This window comes from Bradyrhizobium sp. WD16 (assembly GCF_024181725.1).
Taxonomy (GTDB): domain Bacteria; phylum Pseudomonadota; class Alphaproteobacteria; order Rhizobiales; family Xanthobacteraceae; genus Bradyrhizobium_A.
In genome coordinates this window covers 4,865,313-4,890,484 of record NZ_CP028908.1, presented here as the reverse complement: position 1 = coordinate 4,890,484, position 25,172 = coordinate 4,865,313, and the positions used below count along the sequence as shown (strand labels likewise).

General features: G+C 64.6%; 22 protein-coding genes. 8 read left to right on the top strand and 14 right to left on the bottom strand.

The window, feature by feature from the left end; all coding sequences use genetic code 11:
* The first annotated feature begins 90 nt into the window (after positions 1-90).
* From DB459_RS22570 to DB459_RS22555, 4 genes are read left to right on the top strand one after another with little or no spacing between them, the layout of a single operon-like run.
* Complete coding sequence (locus DB459_RS22570; protein WP_253708055.1) at positions 91-1,500, top strand: ABC transporter ATP-binding protein; 1,410 nt, start codon at positions 91-93, stop codon at positions 1,498-1,500.
* Entirely contained in the window at positions 1,493-2,371 is an 879-nt protein-coding gene (locus DB459_RS22565) for a class I SAM-dependent methyltransferase (protein WP_253708053.1), read from the top strand. The genes DB459_RS22570 and DB459_RS22565 overlap by 8 nt, the downstream gene beginning before the upstream one ends.
* A 45-nt stretch (positions 2,372-2,416) precedes the next feature.
* The gene (locus DB459_RS22560; protein WP_253708051.1) at positions 2,417-3,298 is read left to right on the top strand and encodes a glycosyltransferase; all 882 of its coding nucleotides are present in this window, start codon (positions 2,417-2,419) and stop codon (positions 3,296-3,298) included.
* Between the two features lie 48 nt (positions 3,299-3,346).
* Positions 3,347-5,341 carry an HAD-IA family hydrolase gene (locus DB459_RS22555; protein ID WP_253708048.1) on the top strand — a complete coding sequence of 665 codons (1,995 nt, stop codon included), beginning with the start codon at positions 3,347-3,349 and terminating at the stop codon, positions 5,339-5,341.
* 16 nt (positions 5,342-5,357) lie between these two features.
* Here DB459_RS22555 and DB459_RS22550 read toward each other — a convergent pair whose 3' ends face one another.
* Complete coding sequence (locus tag DB459_RS22550; protein ID WP_253708045.1) at positions 5,358-6,680, bottom strand: hypothetical protein; 1,323 nt, start codon at positions 6,678-6,680, stop codon at positions 5,358-5,360.
* 126 nt (positions 6,681-6,806) lie between these two features.
* On the opposite strand from DB459_RS22550, the gene DB459_RS22545 reads away from it, so the two are divergent.
* Complete coding sequence (locus DB459_RS22545) at positions 6,807-7,664, top strand: ABC transporter permease (RefSeq protein WP_253708042.1); 858 nt, start codon at positions 6,807-6,809, stop codon at positions 7,662-7,664.
* Between the two features lie 17 nt (positions 7,665-7,681).
* The gene (locus tag DB459_RS22540) at positions 7,682-9,055 is read left to right on the top strand and encodes an alpha/beta hydrolase (protein ID WP_253708040.1); all 1,374 of its coding nucleotides are present in this window, start codon (positions 7,682-7,684) and stop codon (positions 9,053-9,055) included.
* A 457-nt stretch (positions 9,056-9,512) separates the two neighbouring features.
* Here the strand turns inward: DB459_RS22540 and DB459_RS22535 are convergent, their stop codons facing one another.
* From DB459_RS22535 to DB459_RS22500, 8 genes are all read right to left on the bottom strand, one after another.
* Positions 9,513-10,043: an NADH-quinone oxidoreductase subunit B family protein gene (locus tag DB459_RS22535; protein WP_253708037.1), complete on the bottom strand. Its 531-nt coding sequence runs from the start codon at positions 10,041-10,043 to the stop codon at positions 9,513-9,515.
* Between the two features lie 13 nt (positions 10,044-10,056).
* Entirely contained in the window at positions 10,057-11,565 is a 1,509-nt protein-coding gene (locus tag DB459_RS22530) for an NADH-quinone oxidoreductase subunit C (RefSeq protein WP_253708035.1), read from the bottom strand.
* Between the two features lie 15 nt (positions 11,566-11,580).
* Entirely contained in the window at positions 11,581-13,032 is a 1,452-nt protein-coding gene (locus DB459_RS22525; protein WP_253708033.1) for a hydrogenase 4 subunit F, read from the bottom strand.
* Complete coding sequence (locus DB459_RS22520) at positions 13,029-13,691, bottom strand: hydrogenase-4 component E (protein ID WP_253708030.1); 663 nt, start codon at positions 13,689-13,691, stop codon at positions 13,029-13,031. Before DB459_RS22520 ends, DB459_RS22525 begins: the two co-directional genes overlap by 4 nt.
* Positions 13,691-14,647, bottom strand: a complete 957-nt coding sequence (locus tag DB459_RS22515; protein ID WP_253708027.1) for a respiratory chain complex I subunit 1 family protein — start codon at positions 14,645-14,647, stop codon at positions 13,691-13,693. Before DB459_RS22515 ends, DB459_RS22520 begins: the two co-directional genes overlap by 1 nt.
* Positions 14,638-16,653, bottom strand: coding sequence for a hydrogenase 4 subunit B (gene hyfB / locus DB459_RS22510; protein ID WP_253713667.1), 2,016 nt, complete (start codon positions 16,651-16,653; stop codon positions 14,638-14,640). Before hyfB ends, DB459_RS22515 begins: the two co-directional genes overlap by 10 nt.
* Positions 16,653-16,946 carry a helix-turn-helix transcriptional regulator gene (locus DB459_RS22505; protein ID WP_253708024.1) on the bottom strand — a complete coding sequence of 98 codons (294 nt, stop codon included), beginning with the start codon at positions 16,944-16,946 and terminating at the stop codon, positions 16,653-16,655. Before DB459_RS22505 ends, hyfB begins: the two co-directional genes overlap by 1 nt.
* 237 nt (positions 16,947-17,183) lie before the next feature.
* Positions 17,184-18,824: an NAD-dependent malic enzyme gene (locus tag DB459_RS22500; protein WP_253708010.1), complete on the bottom strand. Its 1,641-nt coding sequence runs from the start codon at positions 18,822-18,824 to the stop codon at positions 17,184-17,186.
* A gap of 394 nt (positions 18,825-19,218) precedes the next feature.
* On the opposite strand from DB459_RS22500, the gene DB459_RS22495 reads away from it, so the two are divergent.
* Positions 19,219-19,524, top strand: a complete 306-nt coding sequence (locus DB459_RS22495) for a hypothetical protein (protein WP_253708007.1) — start codon at positions 19,219-19,221, stop codon at positions 19,522-19,524.
* 45 nt (positions 19,525-19,569) lie between these two features.
* On the opposite strand, the gene DB459_RS22490 is transcribed toward DB459_RS22495, so the two are convergent.
* From DB459_RS22490 to DB459_RS22470, 5 genes are all read right to left on the bottom strand, one after another.
* Positions 19,570-19,887, bottom strand: coding sequence for a cytochrome c (locus DB459_RS22490; protein WP_253708004.1), 318 nt, complete (start codon positions 19,885-19,887; stop codon positions 19,570-19,572).
* A gap of 227 nt (positions 19,888-20,114) precedes the next feature.
* Positions 20,115-21,899, bottom strand: a complete 1,785-nt coding sequence (locus tag DB459_RS22485; protein WP_253713666.1) for a radical SAM protein — start codon at positions 21,897-21,899, stop codon at positions 20,115-20,117.
* A gap of 336 nt (positions 21,900-22,235) precedes the next feature.
* Positions 22,236-22,478, bottom strand: coding sequence for a hypothetical protein (locus DB459_RS22480; RefSeq protein ID WP_253708001.1), 243 nt, complete (start codon positions 22,476-22,478; stop codon positions 22,236-22,238).
* 1,122 nt (positions 22,479-23,600) lie between these two features.
* The gene (locus tag DB459_RS22475) at positions 23,601-23,792 is read right to left on the bottom strand and encodes a hypothetical protein (RefSeq protein WP_253707998.1); all 192 of its coding nucleotides are present in this window, start codon (positions 23,790-23,792) and stop codon (positions 23,601-23,603) included.
* 102 nt (positions 23,793-23,894) lie between these two features.
* The gene (locus DB459_RS22470; protein ID WP_253707995.1) at positions 23,895-24,131 is read right to left on the bottom strand and encodes a hypothetical protein; all 237 of its coding nucleotides are present in this window, start codon (positions 24,129-24,131) and stop codon (positions 23,895-23,897) included.
* A gap of 180 nt (positions 24,132-24,311) precedes the next feature.
* Here DB459_RS22470 and DB459_RS22465 point away from each other — a divergent pair, with 180 nt between their 5' ends.
* Positions 24,312-25,115, top strand: coding sequence for a crotonase/enoyl-CoA hydratase family protein (locus DB459_RS22465; protein ID WP_253707992.1), 804 nt, complete (start codon positions 24,312-24,314; stop codon positions 25,113-25,115).
* The last annotated feature ends 57 nt before the right edge of the window (positions 25,116-25,172 follow it).

Sequence of the window (25,172 nt, the reverse complement as noted above, 5' to 3'; positions counted from 1 at the left end):
GACAGAGCCGGCATGGAGGGTAGGGAGGACAATTGCAATAGGCTGCCGGTTGCTTTCTGATGGAATTTCTCACAGCAACAGTCCGTGCAGATGTCACCACCCGCGATCAAAGTCGAGAACGTCTCCAAGGCCTATACGATCTGGTCGTCGCCAGGGGCGCGCCTGCATGGGCCGCTGCTCGGACGTCTTGGCCAGCTGCCCTTCCTGCCGGCTGCCGCGCGCGGGTTTTGCCAACGGTTGTCGAACGGTGCCTTTCGCAACTATTTTGCACTGCGGAACGTATCGCTCGAAATTCCCCAGGGGGCGAGCGTCGGCATCCTCGGCCGCAACGGCTCGGGCAAGAGCACCCTGCTGCAACTGCTCGCCGGCACGCTGGCCCCGACCTGCGGCGACGTCACCGTCACCGGTGCCATTGCGGCGATGCTGGAGCTGGGCAGCGGGTTCGACGCCGACTTTACCGGCCGGGAGAACGTTTATCTCAGCGCCGCCATCCGCGGCATGACGCGCCGGCAGACCGACGCGAAATTCGACGAGATCGCCGCCTTTGCCGACATCGGAGATTTCATCGACCAGCCGATCAAGACCTATTCCAGCGGCATGATGGTCCGTCTGGCCTTCGCCGTGTCGGCCTGCCTCAAGCCGCAGGTCCTGCTGGTCGATGAAGCCTTGAGCGTCGGCGACATCTTCTTTCAGCAGAAATGCGTCCGCCACATGAGGGATGCCATGGCGGACGTCACCAAGGTCTTCGTGACCCACGACCTCCACGCCGTGCGCAGCGTGACCGCATATGCCTACGTGCTCGACCGTGGCGAAATCGTTTTCGCCGGAAGCTCCAAGGACGCGGTCGAATTCTACATCAAGATGTCCCACAGTGCCTCGGAGCCAGCCGGGGCGCCGGTTTTTGCTCCCGAGATCAAGCTGCCGGCGCCGGGCCCGGACAAGACCTTGCCCGCCCGGCTTCCCTGGCTCGAGATCAGGCCGTCCCAGCTCAGCGGGGCCGGTGAAGTTCTGATCAGGCGGATCGCCGTCACCAGGCCCGACCTTCGAACGCCAGGCGCCGTGCAGGCGAGGGATCGCATCTGCGTTCACATCTGGCTGTCCAGCGTCGCTGCCAAGTCGCATGTCATCATCGGGTATTTTCTCAGCGACCGCCTCGGTAATCCGATCTGCGGCGAAAATACCTGCAGCCTCGCCGACGGCGTTTTCGCGCTCGACGCCGGAGATCATCTGGTGCGTTTCGAGTTCGACTGGCCGGATATCCAGCCCGGCGACTACAGCATCACGATCGGCGTCGGCGAAGGAACGGATGCCTTGCGCCACGTCATCCAGTGCTGGGCTCACAACGTCGTCAAATTCGACGCCGTCAGCCCGGGCCGGGTCATCCACTGCATCTTCAACAACCCGATGGCCAATCTCGGTGTCATGCCGATCGACGATCATCAGGCACCGGGCGCCGCCCGCACCAGCTACGCGCCGTTGAGCCCGGTGGGACATGACTGAAGACGCGCCCACTGCCGAAACGCCGCCGCGCGCCGCCTGGGTGATCAGCGAACCCGACTATGAGGCCGACGCTCTCAACCCGGAACTGGCCATTTCGCCGTGGCAGAGCCATCGCGACTTCGCCTATGACCTGATCGCCTTCGTCCAGCCGCGACTGATCGTCGAGCTCGGTGTTCATTACGGCTGCTCCTATTTCGCATTCTGCCAGGCGGTAAAGGATCGTGCGCTCGAGGCGCAGGTCGTCGGCATCGATACCTGGAAGGGAGACCCGCATGCCGGTCACTACGGCGAAGAGGTGTTCGAACTGATCCAGAAGACCAAGGCGTTCTGCTTCGCCGATGACCGCTTCATGGTCCGCCGCGCCAGTTTCGACGACGCGGTCGGCGAGTTCACGGATGGCTCGATCGATCTGCTGCACATCGACGGCTTGCACACCTATGACGCGGTCAGCAGGGATTTCGCCACATGGCTTCCGAAGCTCGCCAGGGACGGGATCATCCTTCTGCACGATGTCGCGCCGTCCTCGGGCTATGAATCCGCGCGCTTCTGGGCCGAGACCAGGCAACGCTATCCGCATTTCGAATTTCTCAATCAGTGGGGCCTCGGGATCGTCTTTCCCAAGGGCGATCGCTGGTTTCGAGCCGGTCTCGCCCAGGGCCTGCCCGACAAGATCCGAGGCTATCGGTATCGCGGCGAGTGGCTGGCCAGCGGCAGGCGGGCGGCCATCGACCTGCAATGGCAGAAGGAGCAGACCGACCGCTGGTGGCAGGAGAGCGAAAAGCTGAAATTGCGGATCGCAGAGCTGGAAAAGTGGCGGAGAATTGCATCGGTCGGCGCGGTTGGTATTGTTCGTCGTACCGATCGCGACTGACGTCATCGGGCGATCGGATCGGAAACGGGTTGGGGACATCGATTCATGGATGGCACAGTTGCGGTGATCACGCGGACGAAAAATCGGCCGCTATTGCTGCCACGCGCCCTGGATAGCGTGCTCGGCCAGAATTTCGACGACTGGATCCACGTGGTGGTCAACGACGGCGGCGACCCCGCCCCGGTGGACCGCCTGGTCGTCGAGCGCGCGGACCGCTATGCCGGCCGCTGCCACGTCATCCACAACAATACGTCACGCGGCATGGAGGCGGCGTCGAACCAGGGTATCGCGGCGTGCGCGAGCCGCTATCTCGTCATTCATGACGACGACGACGCCTGGCGGCCGGAGTTTTTGCGCAAGACCGTGAGCTACATGCAGGACAATTCGGGCTTTCCGAAGCTCGGCGGCGTCATCACGCACTCCGAGCGGGTCATCGAGACGATCCGGGGGGAGCGGATCAAGACCGTGGTGAAGCACGATTTCAATTCGTGGGTGACGACGGTCCACCTGTTCCGCATGCTCGCGGAGAACATGTTTCCGCCGATCTCGTTCCTGTTCCGGCGCGACGCGCTGGCGACGATCGGCCCATTTCGCGAAGACCTGCCGGTTCTGGGGGACTGGGATTTCAACATCCGTTTTCTGCAATGCTTCGAGATCGGGGTGCTTCGCGAATTTCTCGCCTACTATCATCATCGCCTGCCGAACGATGCCGTCGAATACAGCAACAGCGTCGTCGGCCAGAGCGAGAGCCACGAAAACTACAGCGCCTTGCTCCGCAACGAATGGCTGCGTTCGGATCTCGCGAATGGCCGCGCCGGCATCGGCGCCAGCGCCAACATCTCCTGGCAGATTCTCCAGCTGAAAAGGTGGCTGAGACGGAAGGACCGCGACAAAGGCCTGTTGTCGCGCATCTTCCGCAGGACATAGTCGCCGGCCCCTTGGGCAGAACGTAGGCCAACAACGCAAGCCGCGGACATGGATATCAAGCTGAAGTCGAAGCTCGAAGCCGCGGACGTCGTGTCGTTCGATGTGTTCGATACGTCGATCCTGCGTGCATTGGCGCGGCCGGAGGATCTGTTCCTGCTGATGGAGCCGGCTGCACGTCGCCGGCTCGGCGATGATACCATGAAGTTTGCGCCGGCTCGGCGCGCCGCGGAGCAGATGGCGCGCGACCGAGCCTGGCAACGCCTCCGCCTGCGGGAGGTCACTCTCGCCGAGATTTACGAGGCCCTGGCGGAGGCGCTGGATCTCGATCCGGATCAGGCCGACGCCCTTGCCCAGATCGAAATCGCCGCCGAGATCGATGTCTGTCGGCGCAATCCATTCATTCACGATGTCTATCGCTGGTGCTGCAGACACGGAAAGCGCATCGCCTTCATCTCGGACACCTACCTGCCCGAGACAGTGATCGCGGATCTGCTGCAGAATGCCGGATACGACCGTTACGAGGCCCTGCTGGCATCGTCGACCTCGAAGAAGACGAAGTCGACGGGCGAACTTCACGCCGAGGCCCGGGCCCGTCTCGGAGGCGGGGCGCGCTGGCTCCACATCGGCGACAATGTCCGTTCCGACATCGAGATGGGTCGCAAACACGGGATGTCGACCTGGTACTACAGACGGTGCATGGACGCCTATCTGAGCGAGCGGCACGTCTCGAATGCCTGGAAGACAGCGGAGCCAGACGTGCCGGCGCGATCGGTCGTCCAGGGGCTGATTGCCAACCGGATCACTCATGGCAGAGCGAGCGCTGCCGGCGCGAACGACGACGGTTTCTGGGAGGATTTCGGCTACGCAACGGTTGGTCCGCTGTTCGTTGGTTTCACCGAGTGGCTGATCGAGCAGGCCAGGCAGCGCCAATTCGACGCGCTGTATTTCCTCGCCCGCGAAGGCCTTGTCATGCAGCGGGTGTATGACAGGCTGGCCGGCGCGACCGAAAGCGCCGTTACCGAGACGCACTATCTGTACGGCTCGCGGAGAGCGCTCAACATCGCGGCGATCAAGCAGCTCGACGACGACGACATCGCGTTCCTGTCGAGTGGAATTTCGACGCTCACGGCCGCGCAGTTCGTCGAGCGCGCCGGCGTCGACTGGCGACAGCACCGGCAAGCCTTCCACGTCGCCGGTTTCGACAGCCCGCACCATGAGGTCAGAACGGGTGCGGACTATGCCTGCCTGCGCCGGTTGTTCGCCGAGCTGGCGGACCCGATTCGCGCCAATGCCCGTGAGGAGCGGGAGGTCCTGCTCGACTACCTGCGCGCCACCGGCCTGACTGCAGGCCGTCGCGTCGGCCTCGTTGACGTCGGCTGGCATGGCACGATGCAGCGCTCGCTCACCGACATGCTCCGCGATATCGGCGACGGGCCCCAGATTACAGGGCTTTACCTCGGCACGCATGCCTTTGCGCCCAAGCTCGGCCTGATCGACGACAGATATCCCCATGATGCCTATCTGTTCCGGGGAGGCGAGCCGGACGCATACCGGCGCCTGATCTGGGAGGGGGTCGAAGTCGTCGAGCTGCTGTTTTCGGCGACGGAGGGAACAATCGTCCGGATCGAGCGCGACGCCGGTGGAAATTTCAACCCGGTACGGGCGACCACCGATCTCGAGCCTTATCGGATCGAGAGCATCACGCGGCTCCAGGCCGGGGCAATGGCGTTCGTCGATGACTATTTGGCGCTCAAGTCCCGTTTCCCGGAGCTTGCGCTGACGCGAGATGCTGCCACGGCGCAATTAAAGCGCTTCCTGCGCCATCCATCCGCAGCCGAGGCCCGCTATATCGGCGACATCCCGCATGGCGAAGGGTTCGGCGCGATCTACGCGCGGCGGCTGCTGGCCTATCCACACAGCCTGCGGATGCTCGCACGGCCGCAGGCGTTTCGGTGGATTCTCCGGCATGACTACTGGCATGCGGGCCGCAATCGCCGGGGATCGCACCTGCAGCGGGCGGTCTATTGGCTGATGACGCGTTGAATGCACATGGGCGATGTCAGTCTGACCGGCTCGCGGGCTTGCGGAGCAGACATGGCGTCTGGGCTCGGCCGAGCCATGCGAGCTCGCGTAACGTCAATCCGAGGATCAGGAAGAACAGGACGACGCTCGCATATCCAAAGCGATAATCCGGCACCACGATCAGAGGAAGCAGGACGAGCTGATAGGTGATCCCCAACACCAGATAGACCATCCATTCCGGTCGCCGCAGCTGCAGCTTCAGCCGCACAATGATCGCCAGAAGGATGAGCGAGCCGAACAAGATCAGCCAATGGCTGGAGAGCCATCGCGGCACGGCTTCGAGATAGGCATTGATCATCTCGTTCGGCCCAGGCCAGAACAGATGGATATGCGCGTTCAGATCGACCCCGGGGTGAAACCGCCAATGCCCGTTCAGGTAGCTGAGCACGATTCCGGCGCGGGTATCGATGTACGCCAGCGGATGGGCAATGATCGCGCCCACCCAACGGCGACGGAGCTGAACGAGGTCGTCACCAACCACGAAGCGAACCATTTCACTTGGCGGCTCGCTCCATGCGATCGGCGACAGACTGTCGGGCCAGTAGTGCCGCCGCAGCACGGCCAGATCGTTGGCGGGGAAGCTTGCCGGGGTCAGCAGCAACTGGTTCGTCCGGATCGAGATACCGGCCAGGTCGAACAGGAAGATTCCGCCTTCCGCATGCCGGGCCTCGGGCTTGACGACCTTGGCCACCAGCAGGCCGACAGCGGCCGCAACCATGAGCAGGACGCCGGCATACCGGATGGCATCCAGACGTTTTCGCCCGGCCAGGACATACTCGCCCCAAATGAAGACAGGCATGAGGAGGACGGTCTCCGGGCGGATCGACGGTGCGAGCGCGACCAGCGCGGCGCGGACATCGATCAGCCTGGCCCGCCAGGGGCCAGATGACATCGCGAGGACGGCGACAAAGATCGCCGCCACCCAGGTGTCCTTGGAGACCGCGACGAGGTGGTTCAGCACCGGAGGAAGCAGCGCGAATCCAAATGCCGCAACCAGCGCCCTCGAGGACGAAAGACCATTCGCACGACAGGTAAGGACCACAGCGTAAACGATCGCAAACACGATCAACGTCGTCTGCACCGCAATCAGGGCCGGGGAGGCTCCGATCAATCGCCACAGCCAGGGGACGATCGGTGCGTGCCAGTCGTGCAGCGGCGTACCGAGCCCCTGACCATACATGTCGAGCGCGTCGGCATTCATGCGCCCTGGCAGGGAGGGAAGCGCGACCAACGCAGATCCGACAAACGTGCACAGCGTCAGCGCCCATGGCGGGAATCGGTCTTGACGCTGGGTTGTCATGGCGTACTTTTGCACGAGAGCGATATCGAAACGTCGCGCGGAACGGGGTCAGCGTATCGCCTTGCGCTCCCGGTGCGCTACTGCCAAACTTGCCCGAAGGGCACATTTCGCGACAGAAGGCGACCTATGACTTTGGCGATGCAGCGCTCGGGCGATCGGCTGTCCTGGCCGCAATTGCTGTTGCCGTGGGAGATCGTGCGCGCGCTGGCCAGCCATGGCACCTTGCTTCGGCAATTCACCTTGCGGGATATCCTGGCGCGCTACCGCGGCTCCTATCTCGGCGTGTTCTGGTCGCTGCTTCGCCCCTTGGGGATGCTGACGGTCTATGTCGTCGTCTTCGGCTTCATCCTGCAGCCCCAGTTGGGGAGCGGCGCCGGTGGCAGCAAACTCGACTTCGTGCTGTCGCTGTTCTGCGGCCTGATCCTCTTCGACTTCTTCGCGGAATCGCTCGGGCGCGCTCCGACATTGATCCTGTCCAGGCCGAACTTCGTCACCAAGGTGGTGTTTCCGCTCGAGATCCTGCCGCTGTCAGCGGTGGCCGCCGCGCTGCTGCAGATGGTCATCAGCTTCGTTCCGTTCTTCTGCGGTGTCCTGTTGGTGCGCGGCTCCGTTCCGGCCACCGTGGCGCTGCTGCCGCTCGTGCTCGTGCCCTTGATCTGCCTTGCATTGGGGCTCAGCTGGCTGCTGTCGAGCCTCGGGGTGTTCGTCAGGGATATCAACGCGGCCGTGCCGCTGTTGCTGGTGGTGATGATGTTTGCCAGCGCAATCTTCTATTCGCTAAGCAGCGTTCCGCCGCAATTCCGCTTCTTCTTCGATCTCAATCCGCTGGCCGCTCTGGTCGACGACGCGCGCAGTGTCGTCCTGCTGGGGCGTGCTCCCGCATGGGGCAGGTTTGGCGCGGTGTTCGCGGCCGGAATCGTCGTCGCCGCCTCGGGCTACGCCTTCTTCATGCGCACCAAGCGCGGCTTCGCCGACGTGATCTGACGCAAGGGAAAGATTCGTTGACCACGCCGGCCGTGCTCGCTCCACAGATGCAGTCTCCGTCGCCGTTCCGGATCGCTGTTCTGGCCGACGGAATGGACGAGGCGGCGCGCCGCAGTGCTGGCGGATTGATCGATCAACTCAGTCCCAAGTGGTTTGCGCCGGAGCCGTGGAGCGTCGGAGCGGGCCGGTCGACGGAACTGATGCGACTGGCGCGACGACTCCGGTCGGAACGGCCGGCGCTGGTCTACTCGTTGCCGTCGCGCCGGACGGACTGGGGGGCCGTCCTCGCCAATCTGCTCGGAATCGGCGTCGTGGCGGACATTCGCCACACTGGCGCTGCGCCGCCAGGCCGGTTGCTGCGCCGCAGCTGTCGCCGCCTGATCGTGGCGACGGCCGCGCAGCGGGCCGATGCGATCAAGCGGCGGGGGATCGATCCGGATCGGGTCGTCGTCCTGCCTGCTGAACCGGCGACGCCACGGCTCGATCAGGCCCGGTTCGGCGAAATCGAGAAAATCCTGCTCGAGGTCCTCCAGCTCGGATCGTCCTGGACGACGACGGGCGACGGCGAGCTGCCGCTGGAGTTGCCCCTGGGCGCCGGGGAGTCTGCATCGATCGAGCGCGATCGAATCGAGGAACGCGGCGCCGGCCGTCCCAACCGATCGGTGCGGTTCGTCGCCCGGCCGTCGATGACGGTCTTTCTGCCGCCCGAGGAACGATCGTCGGGAGCCGCTATCGTGATCTGTCCGGGCGGCGGCTATGCCGGTGTCACCATCGACAAGGAAGGCTACGACGTTGCTCGCTGGTTTGCGGCCAGAGGGGTCGCCGGCATCGTTGTCAAATATCGCCTGCCGCGGCCGGATCTGACCGGGGAGGGGCTGCCATGGCCGATGGCCGATCTCGACCAGGCGCTGGTGTTGACCCGAACCCATGCTGCGGCCTGGGCCATCAACCCGGACCGGATCGGCGTCATGGGCTTTTCGGCCGGAGGTCACATGGCTGCATGGGCCTCGCGGGCTGCCGAACCGCCCGCCTTCGCCATTCTCGTCTATCCCGTGATCTCGATGGATCGGCGTCTCACTCATGCGGGATCGCGCAATGCTCTGCTCGGCAACTCGGCATCGGCAGCCATGGTCGAACGCTATTCGTTCGAGCGGGATCTCCCTGCAAGCTTGTCTCCGACCTTTGTCGTCCATGCGCGGGACGACACCGTGGCGAAATTCGACAACAGCAAGGCCTATCTTGAGGCCCTGCGCGCCGCCAATATCGCCGCTGAAGCTCTGATCTGCGACCAGGGAGGTCACGGGTTCGGCCTCGGCATCCACGGCGGTGATGTGGCGGCGTGGCCGGATCGATGCCTCGACTGGATCGAGAGCACGACCGGGCGCTCTTGAGGCGGCCGGCGGCGCTACAGCGGCCTGCCGCTTGCGGGCGACCCCGGCGCCTGACGGCCCTCACGGTCCGCCACCTCTCGCTGAAGTCACCGGTGCCGGCACTGTGCGAACAGGGCCTCGACCGCGCCCTTGTCGCAGACGACCCGCCATGGCGGACCGATCAGAAGAGTTGCCACAACGAGACCCGACGTCAGCAATAGAAAGAAACATTTCATCGCACGATCAACCACTTGCCCCAGGAAGGACAGGCGACCAACGCGCCCTCTCGGACAAGCGACCTCCGGTTGCAGGTGCAGTCAGGCAGCTCGCCTGGCTCGCGGTCGCGCGCCGCGTTCAACCGGCTCAAGGAGCGCCTGGCGCATCCGACGCCCGCGGGCCGGCCGAAGCGCGGCGCGACCCCATCGTCAAAGGCCAAGACATCCGTCCGCAGCGCGGTCAGGACGCGTTAGCCGCGATCTCAGGCCGACGCCTTGCTGTCCACCTGGTCGAGCAGGGCGAGCAGGCCCTTGAGCAGCGCGGTCGGCGTCGGCGGGCAGCCCGGAATGTGCAGATCCACCGGAATGACTTCGGCGACGCCGCCGACCACGCCATAGCTGCCGGCGAAGCAGCCGCCGCCGCGGCCGCAATCCCCGACAGCGACGACCCATTTCGGATCCGGCGTCGCTTCATAGGTGCGCAGCAAGGCCTCGCGCATGTTCATGGTTACGGGGCCGGTGACCAGCAGGACATCGGCGTGGCGCGGTGAGGCGACGAAGCGGATGCCGAAGCGCTCGACGTCGTAATAGGCGTTGTTGAGCGCGTGGATCTCCAGCTCGCAGCCGTTGCACGAGCCGGCATCGACTTCCCGGATCGACAGACTGCGGCCGAGGCGGCGCCGCGCGGCACGGCCGACCGCACCGGCGATCTCGGCCACCGCGGCCTCGTCGAGGCCCGGCGACGCCTCGGTGAGCGGCCGACGAAAGAGGCTCGGGAACAGCAGCTTGCGCATGACGTGCGGCCCTCTACAGATCCGCGCCCGAATAGGAGCAGTTGAACGATTTATTGCAGAGCGGGAAGTCGGCGACGATGTTGCCTTCAATCGCCGCCTCGAGCAGCGGCCACTGGAACCAGGACGGATCGCGCAAATGCGCGCGCTCGATCCGGCCGTCATTGATCCGCAACCACGCCAGCACGTCACCGCGGAAGGATTCGACGATCGCCATGCCCTCGCGCGGCTCCCTCGGCGGCTGCGCCACGACCTGGAGCGGGCCATCGGGCAACCCGGCGAGGATCTGCACGATCAGCGACAGGCTCTGCTCGACTTCGCGGATGCGGATCCAGACCCGCGCATTGACGTCACCGTCCGCCAGCACCGGCACTTCGAAGTGCAGGCGGTCATAGGGCGCATAGGCCAGCGTTCGTCGCGCATCGAAGGCGCGGCCGGCGCCACGCCCGACATAGCCGCCGGCGGCATATTGCCGGGCCAGCGCCGCCGAGATGATTCCGGTGCCGACGGTCCGGTCCTGAAGCGACGCCGTGTTGTCGTAGAGGTCCACCAGCGCCTTGAAGCGACGGCGGATGGTGTCGAGCGTGACGCGGATCCTCGCCGCTCCGCCGGCGGCGATGTCGCGGGCGATGCCGCCCGGCACGATGACGTCGCGCATCAAGCGGTGCCCGAAGACGGCATCGGCGGCGCGCAGGACATCCTCGCGCAACACTCCGCAATGGGCCAGCATCAGGGCAAAGGCGGCGTCGTTGCAGATCGCACCGATATCGCCGAGGTGGTTGGCGAGGCGCTCGAGCTCGGCCATCAGCGCGCGCAGCCAGACCGCCCTGGACGGCACCTCGATCTCGAGAGCGGCTTCCAGCGCCCGCGCGAAGGCAAGGGCGTAGGCGACCGTGCTATCGCCGGAGACGCGGCCCGCGAGGCGCATGGCCTGCCCGAGTTCGGCACCGGCCATCAGCCCCTCGACACCCTTGTGGGTATAGCCGAGCCGCTGCTCCAATCTCACCACAGTCTCGCCGCTTGCCGTGAAGCGGAAATGTCCCGGCTCGATGATGCCGGCATGGACCGGGCCGACGGCGATCTGGTGGAGGCTGTCGCCCTCGGCAGGCAGGAAGGGGTAGGGCGCGGTTGCCTGCACCGGATGCTCGGCGGCCAGCGGGAGCCGCATCCCCCAGCGGCCGTGGTCGAGCCAGGGCCGGCTGTCGGGCGAGCCCTCGGCGATGAGACCGAACAGGTCATGGATGGTCCGCTCCAGTCGCAGCGCCGGCAGGTGATACCTGGCGATCGACGGAAACTGCCCCTTCGGGCAGGGCAGGCTGATCACGGCGACCTCGGCGCTGTCGGCGTCGAGCAATGCCAGATGGACCGTGGCGGTTTCGCCCCACAACCCGAGCAGGCTGAACCGCCCGTCGGCGAGGCCATTGGCGGCGAGGCTCCAGACCGCGAGGTCGACCCGTACGCGCGGCCACGGCTTGTGCTCGCCGACGACACGGCCCTGACGGATGAGATCGCTCAGCGCTGACATGGCGTTGCCTCCCCGCTAACCAAGACGGCTCGCCACGTGCTGGAACCACGTCACCAGCGGGGCGGGCAGGTAGATTCCGGCCATCAGCACCAGCGACAGGTGGGCGAACATCGGCACGTAGGAAGCCTCGGCCGGCCTGGTGCTGCCGCGCGGCTCGCCGAAGGCGACGCCGGTCAGACGCAGGGTGAGCGCGCCGAACGCGAGCAGCAGACCGAATACCAGCGCGATAGCCAGCAGCGGCTGGCGGGCGAAGGTCGAGCTGACCACCAGGAATTCGCTCATGAAGATGCCGAGCGGCGGCAGGCCGGCGATGGCGACGACGCCGAGCACGAGACCCCAGCCGAGCGCGGGGTGGGTTTCGGTGAGACCGCGGATCTCGGTGATGCGCTGGGTGCCCTTGACCTGCGCGACATGACCGACTGCATAGAAGATCGCCGACTTGGTCAGGCTGTGCATCACCATGTGGAGCAGCCCGGCGAAATTGGCCAGCGGACCGCCCATGCCGAAGGCAAAGACGATGATGCCCATGTGCTCGATCGAGGAATAGGCGAACAGGCGTTTGATGTCGCTGCGGCGGTAGAGCATGAAGGCGGCGAAGATCAGCGAGACCAGCCCCATGATCACCATCAGCGGCCCCGGCGCCATGGCATCCGGGCTGGCGGCGAGCAGGATCTTGAAGCGCAGCACGGCGTAGAGCGCGACGTTGAGCAGCAGTCCCGATAGCACCGCGGAGATCGGCGTCGGGCCTTCGGCATGGGCATCCGGCAGCCATGCGTGCAGCGGCGCCAGGCCGACCTTGGTGCCATAGCCGAGCAGCAGAAAGACGAAGGCGACGTTGAGCAGGGCGGGATCGAACGCCGCGGCGCGTTCGATCAGCACCGTCCAGACCATGGCGTCCTGGCCTTCGCCGAGGACCGGCCGCGCCGCCATATAGACGAGGATGGTGCCGAACAGCGCCAGGGCGATGCCGACGCTGCCGAGAATGAAATATTTCCAGGCGGCTTCCAGCGCGGCGTGGGTGCGGTAGATGCCGACCATCAGCACCGTCGTCAGCGTCGCCACCTCGATCGCCACCCACATCAGGCCGATATTGTTGGACACGAACGCGAGGTTCATGCCGAACATCATGGTCTGGTACATGGCGTGGTAGAAGCGCAGATAGGTCGGCGTCAGCCGGCCGGTCTCGAGCTCATGGGCGATGTAGCTCGCGCTGAAGATGCTGGTGGTGAAGCCGACGAAGGTGTTGAGGACGATGAAGACGATGTTCAGGTCGTCGACCAGCAGATATTGGCCGGCCGGCGGCCGGTCGACCACGAACAGCGACAGCGCCGCGAGGAACGTCAGCAGGCTGGCGACGATGTTGAGCCGCGCGGTGACGCGATAGCCGGGCAGGATGGCGAGCAGCGCCGCAGCGCCGATCGGGATCAGCAGGACGGCGCCGACCGGATCGATGGATGACAGGCTCATCGACGTTCTCCACGGAAGTCGTCGAGGGCGCCGACGTCGACCGTGTCGAACCGCTCCCTGATGCGGAACAGGAAGACGCCGATGACGATGAAGGCGATCAGGATCGAGAACGCGACGCTGATCTCCACCACCAGCGGCATGCCCTTGGCGCCGGTCGCGGCCAGCACCAGCCCGTTTTCGAGCGACATGAAGCCGACCACCTGACTGACAGCGTTGCGGCGCGTCACCATCACCAGAAGCCCCAGCAGCACGACCGAGAGGGCGAAGGCGAGGTCTTCGCGGGCAAGCGGGTCCGCCGCGCTGGTGACGCGGAGCATCAGCACCATCGACAGGGCGACGAGTCCCATGCCGGCGAGCATGGTCATGCCGATGCCGACCGCGTTCTCGATGTCGCGATGAATGCCCATCTGCCTGATCATGCGATGCAGCGCCACCGGAATGATGATGGCCTTGAACACCAGCGCGATCGCGGCGGTGACGTAGAGATGAGGCGCGTTCTGGACATAGGCCTGCCAGGCCACGGAACAGGCCAGCAGCACCGCATGCACTGCGAAAATGTTCAAGAGCGCGTAGAGCCGGTCCTGATACAGCATCATGAAGCTGATCAGAACGAGGCCGCCTGCGAGCATATGGGCGATGTCGAAGGAGATGTCGTGCATCACAGGCTCCGTGACACGAACAGCAGGAGTGTGCCGAGAAGGCCGAGCATGAGCGCCGCGCCGAGGAACGCCGGCACGCGGAACACCCGCATCTTCGCCGTCGCGGTCTCGAACAGCGCCAGCAGCGTGCCGGCGATCGCGATCTTGACCAGATAGGCCGCGGTGCTGATCAGGTAGTGCAGCGGTCCGGCGCCGATGGTCGTCACCTCCCAGGGAAAGAAGACGCAGACGATCAGCGAAATGTAGAGCAGGAGCTTGAGGAAGGCGCCGAACTCGATCATGGCGAGATGCCGCCCGGAATATTCCAGGATCATGGCCTCATGGACCATGGTGAGTTCGAGATGGGTCGCCGGATTGTCGACCGGGATGCGGGCATTCTCGGCGATCGCCACCATGACGAGGGCGATCATCGCCATGCCGAGCGACACACGCAGGCCGACCTCGGAGGAGGCCATGAAGGTGGCCACGGTCGAGAGCTGGGACGAACCGGCCACCAGCGCGACGCAGAACACCATCAGCAGCATGGCGGGCTCGGCCAGGGCCGCGATCATCACCTCGCGGCTCGAGCCGATGCCGCCGAAACTCGTGCCGACATCCATGCCGGCGAGCGCCAGGAAGAAGCGGGCGCTGCCGAGCAGCGCGACGATAGCGATCAGATCCGCGGTCCAGTTGAAAAGAAGGCCGGTGGCGAAGGTCGGCACCAGCGCGGCGGCGACCCAGATGGCGGCGAAGGTCACGTACGGCGTGACGCGGAACAGCCAGGATGCATTGTCGGCCAGCACCACTTCCTTGCGCAGCAGGCGCAGCAGATCGCGATACGGCTGGAAGATCGAAGCGCCCCGGCGGCGCAACAGCCGCGCCTTGACCTTGCGCACGAAGCCGGTCATCAGCGGCGACAGCAGCAGGACGAGCGCCATCTGGGCGCCCTGGACGGCGATATCCGAGATCAGGACCATATCGCGAGCACCAGAAGCAGGGCGACGAGAGTCGCGAAGACCAGGCTGAGATAGCGACGGATGGTGAGGAACTGCAGCAGGTTCAACCGGTCTGCCGCCCACCAGACCGCGTCCTTCACAGTCAGATAGAGGCGCTCCCAGATCAGGTCGTGCATCTCGATCGTCAGGCGGGCCGGAGCGCCGTCGCCGGGCGGCGGCATCTCGACGCGCTCGCGGGCGCGGAAGAGCAGGGTGCCGAACACGCGGCGGATCGGTTGGGCGAAGCTGACGCCGGAATACTGCGCCGCCGGCGTCGGATCCGTGAACCCGCAACCCCAGGCCGGGCCACGCCGGATGGCATGCGACGCGAAGCGGTGGATGAACATGACCGCGAGCGAGGCCGATATCGTGATGAACAGCAGAACGAGGAGGCCGTTATAGGAGCTGCGGCTCTGGGCGATCGGCACGATCGACAGCCAGGCCTCGTGGGCCTGGGTCGGCATCCGGCTGCCGAGCAGTCCCTGGGTGATCGGCGCAACGGTATCGATCACCAGGCCCGGCAGGACGCCGGCGAGCAGACAGAGCGCCGCCAGAACGAACATCGCCGCCAGCGAAAAGCGGTCGACCTCATGGGCGGTCTCGGCGATCGGACTGCGCGGCCGGCCGAGGAAGGTGACGCCGAACGCCTTGACGAAGCAGGCGGCCGCCAGTGCCGCGGCGAGCGCCAGCAGCGCGCCGACACCGGGAGCCATGATCTTGAGCGCCCATTGCGGCAGGCTGGGGCTCTGCAGGATGGCCTGGAATACCAGCCACTCCGAGACGAAACCGTTGAATGGCGGCAGCGCCGAGATCGCGACGCAACCGACCAGGAAGGCGAAGCTGGTGGAGGGCATGCGGTGGATCAGACCGCCGAGCTTCTCCATGTCGCGTTCGCCGGTGGCGCTGAGCACGGCGCCGGCCCCGAAGAACAAAAGGCTCTTGAAGAACGAGTGATTGAGGACATGGAACAGCGCGGCGGTGAAGGCCAGCGCCGCGGCGAGGCCCTGGCCGTTCGCCTGGAAAGCGAGCGCGAGACCAAGACTGACGAAGATGACGCCGATGTTCTCGATGGTGCTGTAGGCAAGCAGACGCTTGAGGTCCTTTTCCATCAGGGCATGCAGGATGCCGATCACCGCCGTGATGCCGCCGAGGAACAGGACGATAACGCTCGACCACCATGTGGGCGGTCCCAAGAGATCGAACATCACCCGAATGAAGCCGTAGACGGCGACCTTGGTCATGACGCCGCTCATCAGCGCCGAGACATGACTTGGCGCCGCAGGGTGGGCGAGTGGCAGCCAGACATGGAGCGGCACAAGGCCGGCTTTCGACCCCGCGCCAAGCAGCATCAGGACCAGCACAAAAGCCATCAGCGTCGGCGGATGCTCGGCGGCACGCATGGCGGCGAAGCCATAGCCGCCGGCGGGCCCGGCCATCAGGCCGAAGGCGAGCAGCAGCGCCAGCGTGCCGAAGCTTGCCATCACCAGATAGACGTAGCTCGCCCTGGCGTTGGCGGGATCGCGGTGATGGGCCAGCACCAGCGCCCATGACGCCAGCGACATGAACTCCCAGCAGAGCAGATAGCTGAAGGCGTCATCCGCCAGCACCACGAGGTTCATGCCGGCGAGGAAGGCAGCGAAGAACGGCAGCACACGATGCGGGGCCTCTTCGTGGCTGCCATAGCCGAGAGCATAGAGGCTCGCCACCATGCCGCCGAGGTCGATCACGAAGAGGAAGAAGGCGGCGAGCGCATCGAGCCGGAAATGAGCTCCGAGCCACGGCAACCCGACCGGGAGCACCGTTTCGCTGGCAACGGTCGGCGCACGGATCAGATGGGAGAGGGCGGCGGCGCAGGCCAGCGCCGACAGGGTCAGGGTCAAGGTGTAGACGACGGCGGTTGCCTGCCTCGACCGGCCCAGGGCGATGGCGACAATGGCGGTGGCCAGCAGGCCCGCCACGCACCAAAGTTGGAGCGCGACCGCCTGCATCATGATCGTGCCCGCGTTCCACCCGCCGGCCTGGGTGCCACGGCGGCCCGATGCCTCAGCCTGACGCCTCGACCGGCGGCACTGCTCACGGCCCCCTCATCGATCAATTCGATGCCGGCGCCATCGAGCGCGGCGATCAGCTTCATCAGGGAATCGACGTTGCCCCGGATCATGCTCTCGCTGGCCTCCATGCGCTGGATCGTGGGCACCGACAGCCCGGACATTTCGGCGAGCTGCCGCTGGTCGATCCCCAGGAGCACCCGGGCGGCCCGTAATTGCGCGGCAGTAATCATCGGCCGGTCCGTTGTTCGAGGGCCACCCGCATATGAATCATCATCTCTGTATCGTGATTAGTGATGCGATAATGTCAACATCTGATGCTTGAGACATCTATTTTCTCGCGGTCAGCCGGTCGTCTCGCGCGGGACTCGCGCTCAAAGCCCGGCGTCAGCGAAAAGACCTCCGGGCGCCGGCCCGGAGGTCTTTGTGCTTCTGCTAGTGTGGCGTCTTTGCGCGATCGCCGGCCGCGGCTATGCCGGCAGATAGCTGTGATAGACCGGTTCGAACATCTGCGAGCGGACGCGCTCCAGCACATCGTCCGGCTGCCGTCCCGTCGAGACACCGCGCTGATAGGCGACCTTGGCGACTTCGACCGCGATCCGGCAGGAGACTTCCCGGATCCGCGGCAGCGCCGGGTAGAGGCTGCCCTGGGCGCGGTCGGCATCGGTGACGAGATCGGCCAGGGTGCGCGCGGCGGCCATGAACATCTCGTCGGTGATGCGTGTGGCGCCGCTGGCGATGGCGCCGAGGCCGACGCCGGGGAAGATATATGAGTTGTTGCCCTGGCGCGGCACGAAGATGCGGCTGTCGAAGGTGACCGGATCATAGGGGCTGCCGCAGGCAAACAGCGCCGTGCCGCCGGTATGTCGATAGGCCTCCTCGGCACTGCACTCGGCCTTGGATGTCGGATTGGACAGCGCGAACACGATCGGCCGATCGTTGAGTTCGGCCATGGTCTTGAGCACCTCCGGAGTAAAGGTGCCGCCGACGGCCGAGACGCCGATGATTGCGGTCGGCCTGAGCTCACGGATCGCGCTCAGGAAGTCGCCGACCGGGGGATGGTCATGGGCGTAGCCCAGTTTGTGTTCGGCGAGATCGTTGCGCGCCCAGACCACCAGACCGCGCGAATCCATCAGCCAGATCCGGCGCCGTGCATCGGTTTCGCTCGCCCCCTGCGCCACCATGGCCGCGACGACGAGGTCGGCGATGCCGGTAGCGGCCTCGCCGGCGCCGAGGAACAGCAGCTTCTGGTCGTTGAGCTTGCCGCCGGTGACGCGCAGCGCGGAGAAGACGCCAGCGAGCGCGACCGCGGCAGTGCCCTGGATGTCGTCGTTGAAGACGCAGGCCTGCTCGCGATACCTGTGCAGCAGGCGGAACGCATTGTGATTGGCGAAATCCTCGAACTGGATCAGCACGCCGGGGAAGGCCTGCTGCGCCGCGCTCATGAATTCTTCCAGGAAATCGTCGTATTCGCCGCCCCGCAGCCGATTCTGGCGCAGGCCGATATAATTCTTGTCCTTGAGCAGGTCGGGGTTGTTGGTGCCGACATCCAGCATCACCGGCAGGCACAATGCTGGGTGGACGCCGGCACAGGCCGCATAGAGCGACAGCTTGCCGACCGGGATGCCCATGCCGCTGGCGCCGAGATCGCCGAGGCCGAGAATCCGTTCGCCATCGGTCACGACGATCAGCCGCGCCGCGTGCGGCCAGTTGGCGAGCACCTCGGCGATGTGTCCGCGATCACCGGCGCTGATATAGAGGCCGCGCGGACGCTGCCAGATGTCGCCGAATTTCTGGCAGGCGAGCCCCACGGTCGGTGTATAGATCAGCGGCTGAATCTCGTCGATGTTGTCGCAGACCACGCGCAGGAACAACGTCTCGTTGCGATCGCGCAGGGCGTTGAGCGCCACGAACTTGTCGAGATCGCCCGACAGGCCGCGCAGATTCTTCATGAAGCGATCGGCCTGCTGCTCGAGCGTCATGACGTGCGGCGGCAACAGGCCGCGCAGGCCGAGCGCATCGCGTTCGGCGAGCGAAAATGCGATTCCCTTGTTGAGCAACGGATCCCGCAGCAGAGCCAGTCCGCGCGGAATAGCGGAAGATGCGGACATGCGGAAATTTTCGCGTGCAGACGATTTCACGATAACCCTCATCGAATTTGGCTCCCGCCCAGACGCGAGCTGTCACGGCGAGCTCTCGGCAGGATCTGATGTCGCGGCCTCACCATCCCGGCGCCGCAACCAGCCGGTCGCGTATCAAACACGATTTGAATCGCGGCGCCATCCCCGCACCTGAATTCATGTCGTGTCTTTGGTGGGACGCAGCGTAGCAAATTGACCAGGATCAATTCCATTGCCGCAATGTGTGCCTGCGCAAGGCGCACGCTCATGATGCAGTGCAAAGACGAGGCACATCGTGACCGACTCCTCGCGCTGCGGCGCAGCGAAGGTGCGGTCGCAACAAACTTCTCCATGGACTCTTCTCAGTGGACAAGGGGGGGGCGGCATGGACAAACTCGACTTCGGCGGAAAAATCATTCTTGCGGCCGGCGGCGCCAGCGGAATCGGAAATGGCATCGCCCACGCTTTTCGACGCAAGGGTGGGCAGGTCCGTGTCATCGGTCCGCGCGCTTCGCCGGTCGAACATTCGGTCGACGAAGGCTCGGGGTTGGATTGCAATCAACAGCAATCCATAGCCCGCTGGAAGGACGCAGGAAAATCGCGCGTGCAAAACGCGTGCAAAAAATGGCCGCCCGGGCGGGGGACAGCCCAGGCGGCCGACAGGAACAACTTTCGAAGTCACAATCGATGATGCACCTTCAACGCGTCCGTGGCGCAAACGTTCCGGCCGGTCACCTCACCGTTGCTTGAGGATGTAGGCGGCGAGATCCGACGCCACATCGCGCGACAGGCCGAAATCAGGCATCTGCGGATGAGGATTGAGCAGGTAGAAGGCGATCCGCGGACCATCGAGATTGCGGTTCCTGGCAATGCTCGAAAACGGCGGCGCCTCGGTGCTGGTCGACCTTTGAGCCGCTTCAACGGCGTGACAGCTTGAACACCATCGCTTGGCGATGCGCTCGCCATTGACGGGACTGGCCGCCGATGCCGAACGAACCGTCGGCACGACAAGAGCCAGTGCGACGACAGGCACCCAGATGGACTGCAGCTGCATCATCAACCCCACATTCGAGACAATCTCGCAGCCAGAACCAGCCTGGAGACGAAGAGTTTTTGCCGAGGGTTTCGCTCTCGGCACATCCGCGCTCGACATCCGACGCGACACATCGGCGCCGATGGCTACGATGTCTCAAGAGGTGATCGTTGTCACCACGAAGAAGATGGGTTCATGGGAAGATTCCGGCACTTGGCGATGCATCGGTTCGGAATGGAGGGAGGGGATCAGTGCGATGCGTCGGATGCTCCGGTCAGCGCTGCAACCTTCCGGATATGTGCCGCGGCGGTCCGCCCGCCCGTGGTCTTGGTGACGAGATCGCGCGCATCGTCGCCGTCGGCGTCGACCGGCGTGAGCGACAAGTCGGCATATGACCGTGAAGAAGGAGCCCATGCAATCGCCACGGCCCACGCCAGCAGCCGCGCCGCCGTGCCGGCCAGGATCGCTTGCTTCCGGACCGTGTCCGAGAGAAAGCGCGGCCAGAACACCCAGGCGGATTCGCGCGGCAGGCCGCGCCGGCGTTCCGATGGATGCTTGAGGCGCAGAATTCCGCCCTGCAGCGGATGGACTCCTTCCAGGCGATCGGTCGTCGAAAATGTCAGCAGATATTTTGCCAGGTTGCCCAGCGGTGCGCCGGTCACCGCTGCGCGCCGCAGCAGGGTCTTCATATGCTCCGGCGTATAATAAAGGGACCATGCCTCATGATAGATGTCGCGCCATTGCGCCTCGCTCATCAGGACGTGGGCCGTGCAGGGATGCTCCGTATCGTAAATGTTGAGATCGGCGCTCATCGGGATGCCGTTCTTCCAGAGCATTCGATGGTCTTCGGAGCCGGGGAGCGGTGTCAGACAGAAGAACTCCAGAAGGTCGATCGGCAATTCGCTCTTGATGATGGCGATGTCGCGCCGGATCGTCTCGGGCGTATCCGCGGGAAAACCCAGGATATAGCCCGCGAAGGTGATAATGCCATGGGCCCGCCACGCGAGGAGCATGGTCCGGTATTCCGTGATCTTGTTTTGGCGCTTCTTGGCCGCGGCCAGGTTGTCCGGGTTGATGTTCTCCAGCCCGATGAAGACCTTCGTGACGCCGGCGCGCTTCGCTTTCTCGATAAAGTTCGGGATCCTGTGGCAGAGCGTATCGACCTGAATGAGGAGGCGGATCGGGATCCCGTCGTTTTCGCGAAGTTCGATCAGGCGATCCAGAATCGCTTCCCATTCCCGGTTGCGCGCGAAATTGTCGTCGGTGATGAAGAAGCTGCTGATGCCTTGCGCGAAATTCAGTCTGACGAGTTGTTCGACATCGTCCGGCGACCGGAAGCGCGACTTGCGGCCCTGCACATTGATGATGGTGCAGAATGAGCACTGGTAAGGACAGCCCCGACCGGCATCGAAGCTCGAGCTGCGACCAAGCGTGCGTTTGACAACCTGCGCCGGCAGGAACGGCCCCGGCGTGCCCTCGATCGAAGGCAGATCATTCATGTAGTTGTAGACGGGCTTGAGCGCCCCGGCGGCGGCGTCCTGCAGCAGGAGTTCGAGCCGCCCCTCGGCCTCGCCGGCGAAAATCGTGATGCCCATGTCCCGGCACGCATCGAGATCGACAGCCTGCCCGTCGAGCATGGACAGACATCCCGAGACATGAAATCCGCCGATGGCGACGGCGATCCCCGCCGCCCTGAACGGTCGGCCAAGATCGAGGGCCCGCGGATACTGGTTCGACTGCACGCCGATCAACGCGACGCAGCCGAAATTCCCGTGGCTTTCGAGACGCGAGACGAGGGCGGGGACATCGATCCGGGTATTGGTCTCGTCCAGCGCGACGATATCGATGGCGACATCGGGCCCCAAGACCTGTCTCTGCGCGCAATCGACAGCAATGCTGTAGACCGATGCGAGAGAATTCGACGGGCTCATCGCGCGCCACCAGCGGATCAGGTAGCCGTCGTCGCCGTAGTGCGAGGGCTTGAGCAGGATCAGCTGAAAACGACGCACCTGCTGGCTTCGCTTCGGCGGCATTGTGGACCTTTCGAAACGTTCACCAACGCATGCGGACTTAAGGGCAGCATTAAGTCTATTTGAGGGTTCCACCGAGATATAGCCCGGCGACCACGATTTCATGACGCAGGCGAAGAAGAACTCGCTGCACGTGATCGGACGGGCGCCGCCGAGGCATCGAGGAGGGACGGAACGAGGAAATTACCATGGAACACCCCCGGCAGCGGGCGACGCCCGATGCCCAGAGAGATACCGAGGAAACGGGGCGATTCAGGCTATGGGCTTAGCCCCTAAGGGGCGTCTTGGCCGGCGTTTTATCGGGGCAGGATGCCCGAACCGCCGCGGCCGGATCGGCAATCAGCCGCCGCATCGACGGGATCTGCTGCCAAGGTCGCCGCCGATGCGCTTCACCACATCGAGAATCTGGCGGATCTTGCCGTCGAGCTCCGACATGTGCTCGTCGAGCTGGGACTTGAAATTGTGCGTGTCCGACTCGCCCGACGCCAAGCTGCCCATGGTGCCGAGCTTGTTCACCGTGAGCGAAAGCTGATAGGCGCAATCCTCGATGGTTTCGCACGCCTGGACGATGTCGCGGCGCATGCCGGCGTCCAGCGCGCTCTTGCCGGGAAGGCCTGGGGCCGCCGTCTGCTTCTCATGCATGGTCGCCGCCGCCGGTCGATGCTCCTGGTGCGGTGGATCTGACGCTCGTTTCAGCATTGGAGCCGAGTTCTTCAAACACGCGTCAGATCCAAAACCGCACTAGAATCATAATGATGCTAGTGTCCCTTTGTTTCCAACGTTCGTGGAAGCGCCTGCTGCAAAGAAATACGAGCGTTGGAAACAGGACACTAGGATTAGGATTTAGTCGCATAAAGGAAATTCGTATCGGAGCCGTTAACCGCCGATGCTGGCCGCCTCGGCGGCGGCGCGCTGCGCTCAGTTCCGGCCGCCGGCGCTATCAATCCACTTGGACATTCGACGGAACGGCGCCGCAGAGCGGGCCGGCGGCGCGGCTTGCATCTGCCTCCGCGAGCACGGGCATCGATCTTAACGATTCGTTAACCGGCACTGGATTTGGGCGGCGCCCCGCCCCGGATGTTAACGCGTGGTTATCCGGCTCCGTCAAATTTGAGACATCGGGGATCGTGCCGGAGGACGTCGGATGAGTGCTGTGACCATTGTCGGACTCGGGATGGCTGCGCTGGCGGTGATCGCCGCGTTGTCGCCGTGCGTGGAGCGGGCCCGAATTGGCCGGGCCAAGACGCGTGACATCTAGTGTGGCGTCTCGCAATTGCCTACCGCCTTCGCTGCAACCCTCTCGTAGGCAATTGCGAGACATAAGCCACACTAGCACTTTGATTTTGCTAGTGTCCCTATGTCTCCGAATGACCGTGCGAGCGTGAGGCAAACGAAGCGGTAATTCGGAGACGGGACACTAGTGTGGCGTCTCGCAATTGCCTACCGCCGTCGCTGCAACCCTCTCGTAGGCAATTGCGAGACATAAGCCACACTAGCACTTTGATTTTGCTAGTGTCCCTATGTCTCCGAATGACCGTGCGAACGTGAGGCAAACGAAGCGGTAATTCGGAGACGGGACACTAGGCCGCGCAGATGGATTCTGCGCGCCTTGCGCCAGTCGTCGTCACTCCAGTCCCGCAACGCGTATAAATTGCCGCCGTGCCTTGGCAACGAATTTGTTGGCGGGATGGGCGCCGGAAGCCCTCAGCAGGAGGCGGTCCAGCCGTCGGGGAACGGCAGAAGGGGCCAGGGGCCGGCATTGTCGTTGGCCGGTTGCGGCAGGTAGTGAAACATATCCTCGAAGTCCTCGCCATCGTCGACGGTACGCTCATGCGGCGCCACCGTCATGGCCTCGGCCACGGCATCAAGGACGATTTGGTATTCGCGTTCGGTCATCGGGATCAGTCCGCCAGAAGATGACGCACTCTCGCACGGAGGGGTTGCGGCCCGGTGCAGCCGATCACTCAAATTGTAGCTAAACGAAACATAGCGGTCCGCTCACGATGTCTTGCAGATGCCGATCGTGCTCATGGCGAGCCTGGCGTCGGCTTCGGACCGGTAGGGGCCGTCGGAGAAGGTGATATTACCGCCGTCGACGATCGGGTTCGCGGTGACAATCCTGCACCCGGACGTCGGATTGCCGACCACCCAATACTGTCCGTCATCGCCGCGCGCCGGCGTGAGGACAAGCAGGGCGCCGACGACGGTCGCGACCGTGGCTGAAAAGGGGCGCATCGTGCATTCCTCGCTGACAACCTGTGATCAGCAGTCGAGGCATTTCTCGCATTTTTCCGCGCCGCGGGCGCGGCAAGCTCCGCGCGGTGGTTAATTGTCGCCACGATGGTGACGACAATTGGGTTAAATTCGACGCGGTGTTCTGGTAAGCAGGACCGAGACGATGCGGAGGGACGTTCAATGACCGGGCGGATTGCAGTGACGATCACCGACGGCGTCGCCGACGTGCGCCTGACTCGCGCCGACAAGATGAATGCGCTCGACGCCGCCATGTTCGAGGCGCTGGTCGATACTGCGGCGCGTCTCCAGCAGACCAAGGGGCTGCGCGCCGTGGTGCTGTCCGGCGAAGGTCGCGCCTTCTGTGCCGGCCTCGACATGGGCCGCTTCGCCGCCATGAACGACAATGGCGGTCACGGCACCGGCGGCTTCCGCGATCTCACGGCGCGCACCCACGGCATCGCCAATCACGCCCAGCAGGCGGTGTGGGGCTGGCGCCAGCTCCCAGTCCCGGTCATCGCCGCGGTCCACGGCGTCTCCTTCGGCGGCGGTTTCCAGCTGGCGCTCGGCGCCGACATGCGCTTTCTATCTCCCGACGCGCGGATGTCGATCATGGAAATCAAGTGGGGACTGGTGCCGGACATGGCCGGCACGCCGATCCTGGCGAGCCTCGTCCGCGACGATATCCTGCGCGAACTGACCTTCACCGGCCGCATCTTCTCGGCGCAGGAAGCGCTCAGCTACGGTCTTGCGACCCGGATCTGCGACGATCCTTACACCGCCGCGCTCGAGACTGCGCTTGAGATCGCCGGCAAGAGTCCCGACGCCGTTCGTGCCGCCAAGCGCATGCTCAACGCGCTGCTGCCCGATCCTGCGCCGGCGCTGCTGGCCGAATCCGTCGAACAGCAGAAGCTGATGGGCTCGCCGAACCAGGCCGAGGCCGTCCGCGCCAATCTGGAAAAGCGAGCGCCGAAATTCCTCGACTGAGGTCGGAGAGGGGCTTTCGAGGGGCCAAGTCGGCTGGCGCGGGCGATACGGAGGAGC

Coding starts and splice junctions, on each gene's coding strand:
- DB459_RS22465 (WP_253707992.1), top strand. CDS start 24,312: ATGACCGGGCGGATTGCAGTGACGATCACCGACGGCGTCGCCGACGTG.
- DB459_RS22515 (WP_253708027.1), bottom strand. CDS start 14,647: ATGGTCCTGATCTCGGATATCGCCGTCCAGGGCGCCCAGATGGCGCTC.
- DB459_RS22525 (WP_253708033.1), bottom strand. CDS start 13,032: ATGAGCCTGTCATCCATCGATCCGGTCGGCGCCGTCCTGCTGATCCCG.
- DB459_RS22550 (WP_253708045.1), bottom strand. CDS start 6,680: ATGACAACCCAGCGTCAAGACCGATTCCCGCCATGGGCGCTGACGCTG.
- DB459_RS22555 (WP_253708048.1), top strand. CDS start 3,347: ATGGATATCAAGCTGAAGTCGAAGCTCGAAGCCGCGGACGTCGTGTCG.
- DB459_RS22500 (WP_253708010.1), bottom strand. CDS start 18,824: ATGTCCGCATCTTCCGCTATTCCGCGCGGACTGGCTCTGCTGCGGGAT.
- DB459_RS22480 (WP_253708001.1), bottom strand. CDS start 22,478: ATGCGCCGCGACATCGTCCAGGCGTGCGAAACCATCGAGGATTGCGCC.
- DB459_RS22520 (WP_253708030.1), bottom strand. CDS start 13,691: ATGCACGACATCTCCTTCGACATCGCCCATATGCTCGCAGGCGGCCTC.
- DB459_RS22560 (WP_253708051.1), top strand. CDS start 2,417: ATGGATGGCACAGTTGCGGTGATCACGCGGACGAAAAATCGGCCGCTA.
- DB459_RS22505 (WP_253708024.1), bottom strand. CDS start 16,946: ATGATTACTGCCGCGCAATTACGGGCCGCCCGGGTGCTCCTGGGGATC.
- DB459_RS22535 (WP_253708037.1), bottom strand. CDS start 10,043: ATGCGCAAGCTGCTGTTCCCGAGCCTCTTTCGTCGGCCGCTCACCGAG.
- DB459_RS22495 (WP_253708007.1), top strand. CDS start 19,219: ATGGACAAACTCGACTTCGGCGGAAAAATCATTCTTGCGGCCGGCGGC.
- DB459_RS22490 (WP_253708004.1), bottom strand. CDS start 19,887: ATGCAGCTGCAGTCCATCTGGGTGCCTGTCGTCGCACTGGCTCTTGTC.
- hyfB (WP_253713667.1), bottom strand. CDS start 16,653: ATGCAGGCGGTCGCGCTCCAACTTTGGTGCGTGGCGGGCCTGCTGGCC.
- DB459_RS22565 (WP_253708053.1), top strand. CDS start 1,493: ATGACTGAAGACGCGCCCACTGCCGAAACGCCGCCGCGCGCCGCCTGG.
- DB459_RS22545 (WP_253708042.1), top strand. CDS start 6,807: ATGACTTTGGCGATGCAGCGCTCGGGCGATCGGCTGTCCTGGCCGCAA.
- DB459_RS22530 (WP_253708035.1), bottom strand. CDS start 11,565: ATGTCAGCGCTGAGCGATCTCATCCGTCAGGGCCGTGTCGTCGGCGAG.
- DB459_RS22570 (WP_253708055.1), top strand. CDS start 91: ATGTCACCACCCGCGATCAAAGTCGAGAACGTCTCCAAGGCCTATACG.
- DB459_RS22485 (WP_253713666.1), bottom strand. CDS start 21,899: ATGCCGCCGAAGCGAAGCCAGCAGGTGCGTCGTTTTCAGCTGATCCTG.
- DB459_RS22475 (WP_253707998.1), bottom strand. CDS start 23,792: ATGACCGAACGCGAATACCAAATCGTCCTTGATGCCGTGGCCGAGGCC.
- DB459_RS22470 (WP_253707995.1), bottom strand. CDS start 24,131: ATGCGCCCCTTTTCAGCCACGGTCGCGACCGTCGTCGGCGCCCTGCTT.